Annotated in this window: 9 protein-coding genes; 3 read left to right on the top strand and 6 right to left on the bottom strand. The window is 64.2% G+C overall.

The window, feature by feature from the left end:
- The first annotated feature begins 93 nt into the window (after positions 1-93).
- Positions 94-2,121: a YgiQ family radical SAM protein gene (locus LQG66_RS20570; RefSeq protein WP_231317510.1), complete on the top strand. Its 2,028-nt coding sequence runs from the start codon at positions 94-96 to the stop codon at positions 2,119-2,121.
- A gap of 1,979 nt (positions 2,122-4,100) precedes the next feature.
- On the opposite strand, the gene LQG66_RS20575 is transcribed toward LQG66_RS20570, so the two are convergent.
- The 4 genes from LQG66_RS20575 to LQG66_RS20590 all read right to left on the bottom strand — a co-directional run bounded on the left by LQG66_RS20575 (position 4,101) and on the right by LQG66_RS20590 (position 7,186).
- On the bottom strand, positions 4,101-4,529 hold the full coding sequence (locus LQG66_RS20575) for a hypothetical protein (RefSeq protein ID WP_231317511.1): 429 nt from the start codon (positions 4,527-4,529) through the stop codon (positions 4,101-4,103).
- 202 nt (positions 4,530-4,731) lie between these two features.
- Complete coding sequence (locus tag LQG66_RS20580) at positions 4,732-5,034, bottom strand: HigA family addiction module antitoxin (RefSeq protein ID WP_231317512.1); 303 nt, start codon at positions 5,032-5,034, stop codon at positions 4,732-4,734.
- Between the two features lie 52 nt (positions 5,035-5,086).
- Positions 5,087-5,443, bottom strand: a complete 357-nt coding sequence (locus tag LQG66_RS20585; RefSeq protein ID WP_231317513.1) for a hypothetical protein — start codon at positions 5,441-5,443, stop codon at positions 5,087-5,089.
- 225 nt (positions 5,444-5,668) lie between these two features.
- Positions 5,669-7,186 carry an FAD-dependent oxidoreductase gene (locus LQG66_RS20590; protein ID WP_231317514.1) on the bottom strand — a complete coding sequence of 506 codons (1,518 nt, stop codon included), beginning with the start codon at positions 7,184-7,186 and terminating at the stop codon, positions 5,669-5,671.
- 312 nt (positions 7,187-7,498) lie between these two features.
- On the opposite strand from LQG66_RS20590, the gene LQG66_RS20595 reads away from it, so the two are divergent.
- Positions 7,499-9,505 (top strand): acyltransferase family protein, encoded by a 2,007-nt coding sequence (locus tag LQG66_RS20595; RefSeq protein ID WP_231317515.1) that lies wholly within the window; start codon positions 7,499-7,501, stop codon positions 9,503-9,505.
- 664 nt (positions 9,506-10,169) lie between these two features.
- The gene (locus tag LQG66_RS20600; protein ID WP_231317516.1) at positions 10,170-11,357 is read left to right on the top strand and encodes a TCR/Tet family MFS transporter; all 1,188 of its coding nucleotides are present in this window, start codon (positions 10,170-10,172) and stop codon (positions 11,355-11,357) included.
- A 300-nt stretch (positions 11,358-11,657) separates the two neighbouring features.
- Here LQG66_RS20600 and LQG66_RS20605 read toward each other — a convergent pair whose 3' ends face one another.
- Both LQG66_RS20605 and LQG66_RS20610 read right to left on the bottom strand, forming a co-directional pair.
- Positions 11,658-12,638 (bottom strand): hypothetical protein, encoded by a 981-nt coding sequence (locus tag LQG66_RS20605; RefSeq protein ID WP_231317517.1) that lies wholly within the window; start codon positions 12,636-12,638, stop codon positions 11,658-11,660.
- A 450-nt stretch (positions 12,639-13,088) separates the two neighbouring features.
- Positions 13,089-14,303, bottom strand: a complete 1,215-nt coding sequence (locus LQG66_RS20610; protein ID WP_231317518.1) for an NF038122 family metalloprotease — start codon at positions 14,301-14,303, stop codon at positions 13,089-13,091.
- Positions 14,304-14,388: the final 85 nt, after the last annotated feature.

Raw genomic sequence — 14,388 nt, forward strand, 5'->3', positions numbered from 1 at the left:
CGCGGGAACCATTCCGGACAAATTGATCCCCGACGCGCCCCTGCGGCGAGGGGCTTGGTTGAACTCGCAGGCCCACGGCCTTATGCGTGGGCCATGAATATCGCCCTCCCCGCCGCCCAGCCGCTGAATTCCTGGCCCCGCCACCGTGCGAGCCTGAAGCCGGCGCCGTTTCTCCCCATGAGCCGCGCCGAGATGGACGCGCTCGGCTGGGACGCCTGCGACATCGTGCTGGTGACGGGCGACGCCTATGTCGACCATCCCTCGTTCGGCATGGCGATCATCGGCCGGCTGCTCGAGGCGCAGGGCTTTCGCGTCGGCATCATCTCGCAGCCGGACTGGCACTCGGCCGAGCCGTTCAAGGCGCTGGGCAAACCGCGCGTGTTCTTCGGCGTCACCGGCGGCAACATGGACTCCATGGTCAACCGCTACACGGCGGACCGCCGCATCCGCAGCGACGACGCCTACACGCCTCACGGCGAGGGCGGCAAGCGGCCGGACCGCTGCACGCTCGTCTACGCCCAGCGCTGCCGCGAGGCGTTCAAGGACGTCCCGGTTGTGCTCGGCGGCATCGAGGCCTCGCTGCGTCGCATTGCGCATTACGACTACTGGTCCGACAAGGTGCGCCGCTCGGTGCTGGCCGACGCCAAGGCCGACATCCTGCTCTATGGCAATGCCGAGCGCGCCGTGATCGAGGTCGCGCACCGGATCGCCGCCGGCGAAACCCCGAAGGAGCTCGACTTCATCCGCGGCACCGCCTTGTTCCGCCGCGTGCCCGAGGGTTTTACTGAGCTGCATGCCGACGATCTCGACTCTGCCGACGAAGGTGCCGCGCGCGAGAAGGGCAACGTCGTCATCCGCCTGCCGTCCTGCGAGCAGGTCGAGCAGGACAAGGAGGCCTATGCGCGGGCCTCGCGCGTGCTGCACCGGGAGAGCAATCCCGGCAACGCGCGGCCGCTGGTGCAGCGCCATGGTGACCGCGACCTCTGGCTCAACCCGCCGCCGATCCCGCTGACCATGGCGGAGATGGATTCCGTCTACGACCTTCCCTACGCCCGCGCGCCGCATCCGTCCTATGGCGATGCCAAGATCCCGGCGTGGGAGATGATCAAGTTCTCGGTGACGATCATGCGCGGCTGCTTCGGCGGCTGCACCTTCTGCTCGATCACCGAGCACGAGGGCCGCATCATCCAGAGCCGCTCGGAAGCCTCGATCCTGCAGGAGATCGAGTTGATCCGCGACAAGACGCCGGGCTTCACCGGCGTGATCTCCGACATCGGCGGCCCCACCGCCAACATGTACCGGATGGCGTGCAAGGACCCGAAGGTCGAGGCCGCGTGCCGCCGGCCGTCCTGCGTGTTCCCCGAGATCTGCCCGAACCTCAACACCTCGCATGACGATCTCATCCGGCTCTATCGCAAGGTGCGCGAGGTCAAGGGCGTCAAGCGCGTGATGGTCGCCTCGGGCGTGCGCTACGACCTCGCGGTCGAGAGCCCCGCCTACATCAAGGAGCTGGTGACGCATCACGTCGGCGGCTACCTGAAGATCGCGCCAGAACATACCGAGCGCGGCCCGCTCGACAAGATGATGAAGCCGGGCATCGGCAGCTATGACCGCTTCAAGGAGATGTTCGACGCCGCCGCCAAGGAAGCCGGCAAGAAGTACTATCTGATCCCGTATTTCATCGCCGCCCATCCCGGCACGTCAGACGAGGACATGATGAACCTCGCACTGTGGCTGAAGAAGAACCGCTACCGCGCCGATCAAGTGCAGACCTTCCTGCCGTCGCCGATGGCGACCGCGACCGCGATGTACCACACCGGCGTCAACCCGCTGCGCGGCGTCCGCCACGGCGGCAGCGACAAGGTCGAGGCCATCAAGGGCTTGCGGCAGCGAAGGCTGCACAAGGCGTTCCTGCGCTATCACGACCCCGATAACTGGCCCGTGCTGCGCGACGCTCTCCGCGCGATGGGCCGCGCCGATCTGATCGGCTCGCGCCCGGATCAACTGGTCCCCGCGCATCAGCCGCCCGGCACCGGCAAGGCCGCCACCACGCGGCGGCCGGTGCGACCCGACCAGCGCCCGCAGCGCTTCACGACCAAGGGCGTGCCGATCAGGAAGTAGCTCGCGCGGTCGCGTGCTGAGCGGCGCACTGCACCGAGTGTGAGCGTTTGAGTGGGGACATCCCGCCCCACATTCAGTCGTCATCACCCGCGAGGCGGGTGATCCAGTAACCCGCGGCGCCTCGGCTCCATCTCCACCGTCTCTGGAATACCGGATCGCCCGGTCAAGCCGGGCAATGACAGCGTACTTATAGCTTGGCCGTTCCACCCCACCTCCGCTGTCGTCCCGGACGAGCGCGCTGAGGACAATGCGCAGCATTGCCGCGAGCGCGCGAAGATCCGGGACCCATAGCCACAGGAAGCCGTGTTGGGCACGCCGGAAGCCACCTGCGTGCCTCATACATCCGCCGGTGGTTATGGGTCCCGGCGCAAGGCCGGGACGACAGCGAGTTTGTAGTATCGCCAGTCTGCCCCACCCTCCGCCGTCGTCCCGGACGAGCGCGCGGCGACATTGCCGCAGCATTGTCGCGAGCGCGCGAAGATCCGGGACCCATAACCACAGGGAGACGTGTTGGGCACATCCTGAGTCACCTGCGTGCCTCACACATCCGCCGGTGGTTATGGGTCCCGGCTCAAGGCCGGGACGACACCGAGTTTGTAGTATCGCCGTTCCACCTCACAAGCGTGACGAGCGCCGCGCGACGCATCCAAGCCCACGCACCACATCCACTGCACGATGTTTGCAAACAGCCCACCGCAGCCCCGCGGCGCATCCGCGCCCGGGTCATGCTGCCGACGTCACCCTCGATCATGAGAGGGTGCAGGGAAGGCCGGACCTCGACTGAGGCCCGTGGCCCGCCTGCGGAAAAAAATGCAGGCGGCAGGTACCACAGGTTCAGCCGGACGACCCGGCCTTCCCCGCGCGCTGGTTTTAACGGCTGCTTCGCGATCTCCCTGGGGACCGGGCTTGTTTGCCCCCATCATCAGCGAGATGCGCAAGCGCATCATCAGCCGACTTGACCTCAGCATCGGGAGGCCAGGACCACGCGACTTGACCGTCCGCACCAGGCTTGCTCGCCGGCCCGCTTGCGCAGAGCCCCAAGCCCGACACGTCCACCGCTCCCCGCTTGCTACGCTCCGTGACGATCGGCCGAAACGTCCCTCTTCATCGCGAACGGGATGCCCGGAAACATCGTTCTGATTTGCCCGACGGTGCAAGCCGTGCGGCGTGCGACAAACTGGCTCGACGGGCAGTTTGCGCATGACGGGAATGCGGGAACTGCCCGTCGGGCAGGAGAGGCAGGAAGGGCGCAGGTCCTACATAGACGCGTTGATGAGAGACCGCCCCACTCGCCGCAAATTCAAGACGGACGCGCAGCTGAACTCACGTGGCCAGGACCTCGGAAGCGAAGACGACCTGATCCGTCTTTTCGTGGACTGTCACGCAACCTCAATTGATCGAATTTCGCATTCCAGCAAGAGGCTGCAGATATTCGACGACCAACGCGGCGCAACCAAAGAACGCAAAGAATACGATCCAAGAGATCAAGAATCTCACTCTGGCCCGATTTCCAGCATCAGTCCAAACATTGGACAGGAACAGCGCGAACGGCCCAATCAGACGTACATAGGTTTTCATTCCCGGTCGTACGCACCCCAGCATGAAAATGAAGTAGTAGACCATCGTCAGTGTGGCGACGAATCCCCCTAACAGGCACCCAACGCCTAAGACCTGTGTACACAACTTCAACATCTTTTTTTACGACCCGCGGTTCTCGGCGAAAGTTCCGACGCGCCCCTCACATGGAATGCCACACTCACGACGCAGCCACGAATTGCAGTGGCAATGCCGAATTGCGAATTACGCGAAATAGGATGAGGATGCACCTGGTTGATTGGGGCCCCCTCCGCTAGTCAGATCGCAATGAATAACTGCACCGACACCGCAATTGGAAAGAAGGAACCCTATTTGCCTCCGCTACGGTGATCCCCGCTGCTCATTAACTTCTGAAAGGACACCGTCGCTGCAACGCTCTGCCGCTAGCAGCTCGAGTCGCCGCCGGCCCAGCGGTAGATGCGGCTGCTCAGGGGGCCCGCTCCCATGGGGTTGCTGACCTTGATGGTCACGCGCGATCCGGAGCCGGACTTTTCGATGCGCGCCGCGACGAAGTAGTTCATCCGGATCCCATAGCTGCCCGCGACCAGGCGAAACTCCGCGAAGCCGCGGTCGCGGTGCAGCTCGCCTTCGGATTCGATCTGTCCATGGGTCGGATTGACCACATCCTGGCCGGGAGGATAGCAACGCTTGCCGGTCTCGCTCAGGCGCCGGAAGATCTCCTCGTAGTTCTCGGAAAAGGTCCGGCTGTCGGCGTCGTCGCGCGAGTTCAGCCCCTCCGGCGAAGCCGCACACCCTCCGAGAAACACCATTGCGGCCATCACCACCGCAGGCAAAGCTGCCTTGATCCCCATCGTCCGTCCCCCCCCAGCGGCATTGATCGCATCGCCCCGAGCGATCATCATGCCGCCGGATACACATACGTCAGCTCGCGTGGAGGAGACAATAGTCGGTCAGCAGGGCCTGGGCTCGGCTCCCTGGATTCCGGAGCCAGTGCGTAAAACTCTGCCCTGCCGGGCACTCACACCTGGTTGTCGTTGCCCGATGCCCCGCTGCTCAAGCCGCCCGCGGCTTATTCACCGTCTCGATGCGGTCGAGAGTCTTGCCGAGCTCGCGCTTTGCGATCTGGACATCGTAGTCGGTCTGCAGATTGAGCCAGAGCTCCGGCGTCGCGTCGAGCGTCTTGGCGAGCCGGAGCGCGGTGTCGGCCGCGATGGCGGTCCGTTCGCCCGCAATCCGTTCGATCCGGGCCCCGGCACGCCACACCTTTGCGAGAGCGCCTGCGGACATGCCGAGAGGAATCAGGAACGCCTCCCGCAGAACCTCGCCGGGATGCATGTGCTTGGGCGTCTTCGTCACGAGGCCGTCCTTTTGGTGGTGGTCCGCGACTTCGCTCTCGACCTTTCGCCACTCACACAGGCATACCTGGAATTGACCGTTCATGCATCGCGCGTGGTTTGCCAGACACACATCGCCCTGCGGTGGCGTTTCGCTCGACGACGGCTCTACTCGACCCTGCGGTATTGCGCTTGTTCCTGCAATACCGTTCCAGTTTCTCGAGGAATTCGTCGCGTTCTTCCGGAGGAAGACTAGCTGGCATTGAATACTCAAACGCGCCCGCGCCATTGTACCAAAACAGCACCTCGGTCGAGACACCGCGATGCACATAGGCGAGCGACTCGCGAGTAACCCGCGTGATCATATCGCCGTCTTGAAAACGATAGGTTGTCGATATCGGGCCCAACATGTTGCAGATATAGATCGTCATCACCCCCCGAGCCGCCAAGGCGACGCAGCCATGGCCGCCGATCACGCGCGGCTAGGGTTGCTCAACCTTCAGATAAAATCTGGGCTCAGAACGCACCACACTTGTCCGACTTCTGCAAGCAGCGCGGCCAGCTTATACATTTGGGCATCGGCGGGCACTTTTGCCCAACCAACCGACCACGCGGCTGACGGGAAGGCGGCCGCGTAAGGAGTCCACCGGCTCCCGTTACTGACTCCGCTCCATCTCCAGTTCGGCCTTGAGGCTGTCGATGTCGCGGTAGATCGAGGCGACCGCGAGCACGCGGCCGGCGCGCTTGTAGCGCAGCACGCAGTCCTTCTCCCTGATGTCGCCGTCGACCGCGATCTCGTCCCATTTCTCGGCGTGACCGACATAGTTGATCGGCACGTCGTAGTGCTGGCTCCAGAAGAACGGCACCGCATCGAAGGGCTCGTTGAACCCCATCATGTTGCGGGCGGCGGTCTGTCCCTGCCGCTCGGCGACCACCCAATGTTCGACGCGGATGCTGTCGCCGGAATGCCGGTCTGGCCAGCGCGCGATGTCGCCCGCGGCAAAGATGCCCGGCACGCTGGTTTCGAGGTTCGCATTGACCAGGACGCCGCGATCGATCTTGAGGCCAGCCTGCCCCGCCAGATCGAGACGAGGCTTCACGCCGACGCCGACCACGACGAGGTCGGCTTCGAGCGTGCGTCCACTCTTGAGGCTGACCTTCCTGCCGTCGATCACCGTCACGCTGTCCTGCAGATGAAAGACGACGCCATGCTCCTCATGGAGGGCACGCACCAAGTCGCCCATGTCGGGCCCCAGGATGCGCTCCATCGGCCGCTGCTCAGGCGCGATCACATGCACCGCGATGTCACGGTCGCGCAGCGCCGCCGCAACCTCGAGTCCGATGAAACTCGCGCCGATCACGACAGCGCGCTTGGCCGCCGCGGCGCTTGCGATGATCGCGCGACAGTCGGCCAGCGTCCGCAGCATGTGAACATGCGGCTGGTCGGCACCGGGGATCTGCAGTTTCACGGGCTCGGCGCCCGTCGCGAGCAGCAGCCGGTCGAAGGGCACGGTCTTGCCGTCACCAAGCACGACCTGCTGCGCCCGGCGATCGATGGCCGTCACCTGTGCGCGCAGCCGGAGATCGATCTTCGACTCCGAATAGAAATCATCCGGCCGGAGCGGCACCCAGTCCTCGGGCGCCTTGCCCGCCAGATAATCCTTCGACAGGTTCGGGCGGTCGACCGGCGCCGCCTCGTCGCTGCTGAGCATGATGACCTCGCCGCCATAGCCCTCGCGGCGCAGCATTTCCGCCGCGGCAAAGCCTGCGGCGCCGCCGCCGACGATGACAATGCGACGGGGTTCATCGGCCGCCGCCGTCCGGGCCGGACCTGCCTGATCGCGCTTGCGCCTGACAACGATGCGGTCGGCCTCCTGCTCGACCTGCCACACCGACAAGGGCGAGAGCGCAGGGGGGCGGGTGGCCTCGCCCGTCCGCAAGTCGAAGCAGGCGTGATGCCAGGGACAGCGGACGCTCTCCTCGACGACGAGGCCGTCGGCGAGCGGACCGTGATAGTGGCTGCAGAACGCGTCGATCGCGAAGGTGTCGGAGCCGGTGCGCACCAGCAGCACAGGGTCGTTGTGGACGTGACCGAGCAGCATGCCGTTGTTGAAGTCGCTCAGGGACACGCCGAGCGTGAGATCAGGGCGTTCCAGCTTGCCTTCGTCGGACATGGCCATGCCTCCTTCGCGGACCGGCTCCGGCGGATCGGAGCTGCCTCGCCACCAAGCCTCAATCTGACAATCGGTTCCCCTGCATAAACCCCTCTTGCCCCCGGCGGCGAAGTTTGCCGCACGTATCGTCCAGCGACGCATCAGCGTCCGGCTCGCACAGACCGCCCTCGGAGAAGGCCACAGCCCCTCCGCGACCGCCCTTCCTGATTGCGTTTGGCCCCGGCCATCCGCCATAATTGAGCAACGGGAAATTGAGCGGACTGCAGGCGGGGCGAGCAGAGACCAAATATTGTCTTGGCGGAGGGGAAGCACATGCATGCGCCAGCTGTCGGTTCGAAGCCGGCTCCCGCTGTTGGCACGGCATACAGGCCGGACATCGACGGACTTAGAGCCGTCGCAGTCATTTCAGTCGTCGGATTCCACGCCTTTCCTCATTCGCTTCAAAGCGGATTCGTTGGAGTGGACATCTTCTTTGTCATATCCGGCTTCTTGATCACCTCGATCATCATTGCAGACCTAGCGAACGGATCCTTCCGTCTTCCGACCTTCTACGCTCGTCGAGTCAAGCGTATTTTTCCTGCCCTCATCGTGGTTCTTCTTGCGGCGCTCTTGCTCGGATGCATTTTTCTATACACTGACGAATACAAGGAGCTCGGCAAGCAAGTCGCAGCAAGCGCCGGGTTTGCCGCGAACCTGCTGTTCTGGCAGGAGGCCAACTATTTCGACCTGGCCGCGGAGACGAAGCCGCTGCTTCACCTCTGGTCGCTTGGCATCGAAGAGCAGTATTACATCCTTTGGCCGGTGCTCCTCTGGCTGTGCTGGCGGACAAACAAGCGCGCCCTGCCCTACCTTGTGGGGCTGCTGCTTGTCGGATCGTTTCTGCTGAACATCAAAGCCATAGGCATGAGCCCGGCAGAGGCCTTTTACTCTCCGTTCACGCGAGCGTGGGAGCTGTTCGCAGGCGGTCTGCTGGCGATCGCATCGTCCCCACACACCAAGCTGCCCTTCGCTGTCCCTGACGCCCGTCTTCAAGCACGCGTTGCCGATCTGCTTGCCATTTCGGGATTAGGCTTGTTGGCGGCAAGCCTGATCCTGATTTCGAGAAGTACGCCATTTCCCGGGTGGGCTGCACTGCTGCCTGTCATAGCGACCTGCATGCTTGTCAGTGCCGGACCGAACAGCTGGGTCGCCCGGCACGTTCTGTCGCACCCTGTCCTGGTCGGAATCGGGCTGATCAGCTACCCGCTCTATCTCTGGCACTGGCCTCTGCTCGTCCTTACCCGCGCCTGGATCGGCGAGGCAGGCTCCGCGTCGGTTCGCTCCGGCGTCGTCGCGCTCAGTGCCGGTTTGGCCTGGATCACCTATAGATACCTGGAGTATCCGATTCGTTTCGGCCAATCGCCCGTGCGATCGGTCCCACTGCTCGGCGGTGCATTGGCGACGCTCGCGGGATTAGGCGTCCTGACCATCACCTACGGCTGGACCCTTCAGCCGGGCGACATGAACAGCTACGCAGCCTATTTCGATGCATTCCGCACAGGCGTGTCCCCCGCGCGTGAAGAGTTGGTGGAAATTAACCAGAACCAATGCAACTTCTACGACTTCGAGAGCGCGCTTCCGACGCGGATTCCGCGGGCCGCCATCAGCCCGGACTGCTACACCGGCCACTCACCCAGGACAGTGCTCCTGTGGGGCGATTCCCACGCGGCACATCTCGTCTACGGCCTGCGGAAGACGCTGCCGTCCGACACGTCCTTGCTGCTCGTCTATGCCTCAGGGTGCCGTCCGCACCCGATCGATCTGACAAAACTGGCAACCGACTACTGCGAAAAGTCCAACTCATTTGCGGTGTCGACAATAGAAAAGGTCGTTCCCGACGTCGTCGTCATCTCTTTCAACAATTCCTTCGACACCGACTATCTGCGTCAGGTCTCGCGCGAAATGAAGCAGATCGGCGTGAAGAGGGTGATCGTTCTCGGGCTGGCGCCGCACTGGGAGCCGTTCCTCTTCAAGGTGGTCATGCAGCACTATTGGCAGTTCACGCCCGCGCGAATTTTGACGCATCTCGACCAGCATGCGCTTGGCATCGACAAGGCATTTCAGAACGAGCTCCAGGCCAACGAACCGTTCGAGTACCGCAGCCTTTACGATTTCTTCTGCAATCGAGACGGCTGCCTCATCTATCTCGATCGCAACCGGCGCGAAGGCCTCGTCAGCTTCGACAATGCGCACCTGCGGCCTCTTGCGTCCCTCTACCTCGCCGAGCACCTGCTCACCCCATTGATCCAACGGGACTTCCAGTCGCGGGCCGAGGAGTGACCAGGCGCTGTCGCCAGGTAGGCAGGACAGGGAATCCCCGCGACAATTCAGAACTGCAGTGACGATGCTGGACTGCCTCCTTGAACGCAGGCGCCGCCGCAGCTGATTCGGAACGATCGCCATCGTCACCCGTTGTCGCGGATGTCCCAGGTCGAAATCGCAAAGCCGCTCGTTCGAGCGATGAGGATCTATCGCCGCATGGCCAGACACGATCTGGACCAGGGAACGCGGCGCGATCTGGCGCAGCACATTCGCAGGCTCGCTGAACAAGGGGAGCAGGACACCGGTCGCCTGACCGTCTGTGGCCTCAGCTACCTCCGCGACCTGGAACGCCAGAGAGCGTCCGAACGATCCTGATTGCAGCGCTCGGAGAGGGCGGCGGAGCATAACTGCCAATCCCCTGCAGAGACCGGAGCGGTCATGCGACCGCGCTGAGCGCATCGATCGTCGCTCGAAAAAGCGGCTTGCCGCGTCCAGGTTCCGGGTGTAGATGGCGCCTGTCGCGAAAAGCGGCCGTTGCCTGCGGCCAAGTACAAGCCGTCCATTCGCCATCGCGGCATGGGCCGGCCAGCGTCTCCCAAATATCGATCGCCTGACGAATCGTCAGGCTCCAGCCAGCGGTCGGCGCTTCCTTGCTTCGCTCGCTCGCGTGGACCGGAGCGCCATGACCAAATCTCTCGTCGTCATCTACGTTGCCATCGTGCTCGATGCCGTCGGCATCGGGTTGATCTTTCCGATCCTGCCGTCGCTGCTGCAGGACGTGACCCACGCCCAGAACGTGGCGCCCTATCTCGGCATCATGACTGCACTCTACGCCGCGATGCAGTTCGTCTGCGCGCCGGTGCTCGGCTCGCTGAGCGATCGGCTGGGCCGGCGCCCTCTGCTGCTGATTTCGCTGGCCGGAGCCACTGTGAACTATTTGTTCCTGGCCTTTGCGCCCAATCTCTGGATGCTCCTGCTCGGCCGCGCCATCGCCGGCATCACCAGCGCCAACGTCTCGGTGGCCACGGCGTACATCACCGACATCTCCGCCGAAGAGGAGCGGGCCCGCCGATTCGGTCTCCTCAATGCGATGTTCGGCCTGGGATTCATCGTCGGGCCCGTGCTTGGAGGCATGCTCGGCGATCATTGGCTGCGGCTGCCGTTCATCGCGGCCGCGGTCCTGAACGGATGCAACTTCGTGTTGGCGCTCGTGAGCTTGCCGGAGTCGCACCCACCGAGCCGCGACAAGATCGACATCGCGCTCCTCAATCCGCTGCGGCCGCTGCGCTGGGTATTTTCGATGAAGAGCCTGTTGCCGATCGTGCTCCTGTTCTTCCTGTTCAGCGCGACCGGTGAGGCTTATGGCGTCTGCTGGGCGCTGTGGGGCAGCGACACGTTCCAGTGGAGCGGTCTTTGGATCGGCCTGTCGCTGGGCGCCTTCGGCGTATGCCAGACGCTGGCCCAGGCATTCCTTCCCGGTCCAGCCGTGAGGCTGCTGACCGAGCGTGGTGCCATCCTGACCGGGGTTGCCGGTGTCTGCGTCGCGCTGACGGCCATGGCGTTCGCCACACAGAGCTGGATGGTGTTTGGCGCCATGCCGCTGTTCGCGCTCGGCGGCGTGGGGATGCCGGCGCTGCAGTCGATCGCCACGCGACAGGTGGACGGCGGTCTGCAGGGCCAGCTCCAGGGCGTGCTCGCCTCGACGGTCAGCCTCGCATCCATCTTTGCGCCGCTCGGCTTCTCGAGCTTCTATTTCGTGGTCAGGGCACAATGGCCCGGCGCCATTTGGCTGTCAGTCGTCGCCATCTACGCGATCACCATTCCCTTCGTTGTATCGCTGCGGGTGACCGGGAGGACATCCGTGGTGTGATGATCTCGCGGAGTTGCGGTCCCGGTCGAGACGCCTATGCGCGAGGCGCCGCTGCCGCATGACGCCGGAACGCTGGCCCGGCGTTGCCCGTTGTCCAATATGCCCGAGTTTGAAATCGGAAAGCCGCTCAGTCGAGCGATGACGGGTTACGGTGACGCTGCACTAAACTTCTCGACCACCCCAGCGCGTCCCGGTGGCAAGCGAACGCCATCCTTGGGAGCGCGACCGCCCCGTTGCGCGCGGGAGTCCAATGCACCGTCAGCGCAATGGGCCGCAGCGCGCAGTTCGCCAGGCCGTGCCTCAGCCGAGGCCCAGGATACGGGCGAAACGGCCCGCAGTCTTGACCTCGGGAGTCTCGGAACTCCCGGACATCTCAGGCCGGTTGAGCTCGGCCACGGCGATGAGGATGATCTGGTTCACGATTTCGATCGTCAACGAGAACAGATCGCCATCGCCGTTGCGGTAGTCGATTCGTGTGGCGTATCCTTCCAGCGCGGTCTGGGTCGCGGTCCAGCCGAGGCTGTCGCCGACATATCTGATCAGTTCGCCGATCGTGTGGATCTGGTGGCGCGCCGGGTCCTGCCGCAGGATCTGCCGCGCCTTCGCGTTCATGGTCAGGATGCGCGCGTCGTCGGTCTTGTTCTGACCGTTCATGATTGGAACGGCGGCCACGATGCCGACCGGCGATCGGTCATAGAGAATCTGGAGCACGTCGATCTTCTCGCTCAGCATCGCGACGAAGCTCATGCTGAACAGGGGCTCGCTCTGGCTCTTCATCGCCAGCGGCAGCACCAGGACCTCCCAATAGGCATTCTGGTCGGACAGCGACGAGATGTAGCGCGCGTAGACCGGCTGCCTGGTCTTGAGACATTGATCGTAGATCTCACGCAGGCTGTTGGCGGTCGCGAATTTGAGCTCGGACATCCGCACGCCGCGCAGGTCCTGACCGAGACTCCGGATGTAGCTGTCGCTCTGCGACACGACCACATGGTCGTCGCCGGCCTTGAGAGCCAGCACCGTATCGCCATAGGCGGAGAATGATTTCGAATACATGTCGCGCAGCAGCGGCTGCCGGGTGACGCGATGGTAGAGCCATTGGCGGTAGGCTTCGCCCAGCGGCTTGGCGTGTATCTGCTCGGCGATCACCTTTCCGGTCCAGGTCTGGATGGCGGCGCGGCTGGCGGCGCCGGTGTCGCTGGCATGGACCGGCTTGATGGCTGCGCCGTCGGACGCCGCCTCGGGATCGGGTCGCGGATGGGTTGCGGAGGATGCCGGACTCATGCGTGGAACCTCCTGCGCGAGAAACCTTCGGGCCGGTGCAGCAGGGAGCGGTCGCCGCTCGCGCTCGTTCTGCAACCGGAGGTAACAACATGAGTCGTCATTTATTGAAGGTTCGCTAAGCCCGGCGCCGCGGCGATGACGGCCGTAGTTCTACGGAGGTGCCGACGCCGGGCCGGAGAGCCGCACATCCATCATGTCAGGGGCTTATATCGCCCCTGACAATCCGGCCGCGGCACAACGGTGACGTCAGCTGGAGATGGCCCAATTCCACCGGAGGCGACGCACGCCCGGAGGACGATGTGCGCCGACCGAAGCGAGGTCAACGCGACGCTGCCGGCCTTGTAGGTCGTTATGCACTTTCACCGTAATCCGTAGTCTCGCACCTAGCTAGACCCACCCTGCGCGTCCGTCGTCCAGAGATGCCGGCTTGCGTCGCTTTCGCGCCGGCTCTCAATTCGCGCTGATGTGGTGCAACTGCATGGCGAGCGCCATGGCGTCGTGGTGGGACTCGGTGGAGTAGGACGCGTAGGTCGCCGCCTCGTGAGGCGTGTCACCGGCATTGGCCACATCGGCCTTGGCATTCGCAAGCACCTGCGCGGCGCCGGCGGGATCGCCGAGCTTCGTCAGGCTGGCGGCGGTCTCGGCCGCGACGGCCGAGGCAATCGCTGCGGCCTGCTGCGGCGTCTGCACCGGAGCGGCCACGCCGGCCGCGTGCGGCAGCTGGGCGAGCAGCGCCTGCGTGTCCGGCGTCGTGATGTTGTAGCCGAGCGCTTCCAGCACCACGAGGTCGATCGGCGACAGCGTTTGCGACGTGGTGGGGTTGTAGAATTCGTTCAGCGGATCGTTGGCGCCCTGGATGCCGGTGTTGAGGAAATCGGCGGGGTCGGACGTCTGGCCGTAGTCGGCGATCTTGGTGAGCCCGCCGTCGAGCGAGAAATAGGCTGGCGGCGCCGAGCTCAGGCTGTTGTTGATCAGATTGTGGCCCGGCCTGGTGAAATCGAACAGGTCGAAGATGTCGAGATTCCCAGGCGACGGCACGCGTCCCAGCGCATGCGACAGCTCGTGCAGCGCGACGCCGACCAGCGACTGCGTCGGAATATCGGTGTTGAAGACGGCAAAGCCGTCCTCCGTGGTGGCATCGTTCGGTGCGACCAGGCCGAGCACCTTAGCCTGCGCATTCGACACGAACACCTGCTGATGGCCCTGAACCTTGCTGCCGGCCGGCAAATGATCGAACACCGTGTCGCCCGCGGCTGCGTGATCGACCAGATCGGTCCTGAGCTGCCTGTAATTGGCCAGAACGCCGTTGCTGACATTGGCCCCGGCGCCGCCGCCGGTGCCGGCGAAGTCGATCGCCAGATTGACCGTGGCCTCGTCGGTGATCGCCGAGGACAGAATGGCGGCGGCCTGCTCGACGCCGGCGCGGAAGCTTTCGGGTGCTGCAGCGGCGGCGGCATCGAAGGTCAGGTTGAAGGTGAGTCCGCCGGTGTGCACCGACACCGTCTCCGAGCCGTCGGCATGCACCACCGGATCCGAGACGGCGCCGTCCGGCAGCACGAAGGGCGTCGCGGCTGCAGCCGTGGTGGTCGTCGTCTTCGCCGCCGGATCGGGCGCCATCAGGGCATCGGAGCTCAATCCGAGCTGGGCGTAGGTCAGCGTGTTCATCGGACGGACTCCTCCCCCGCGCCTCAGCATCGCAATTGCGAGGCATTCGCAATAATCCGACCGTCGCCCGGAAATGCGTGAGAAG

Origin of the sequence: Bradyrhizobium ontarionense (assembly GCF_021088345.1) — a bacterium.
GTDB classification, from domain to species: domain Bacteria; phylum Pseudomonadota; class Alphaproteobacteria; order Rhizobiales; family Xanthobacteraceae; genus Bradyrhizobium; species Bradyrhizobium ontarionense.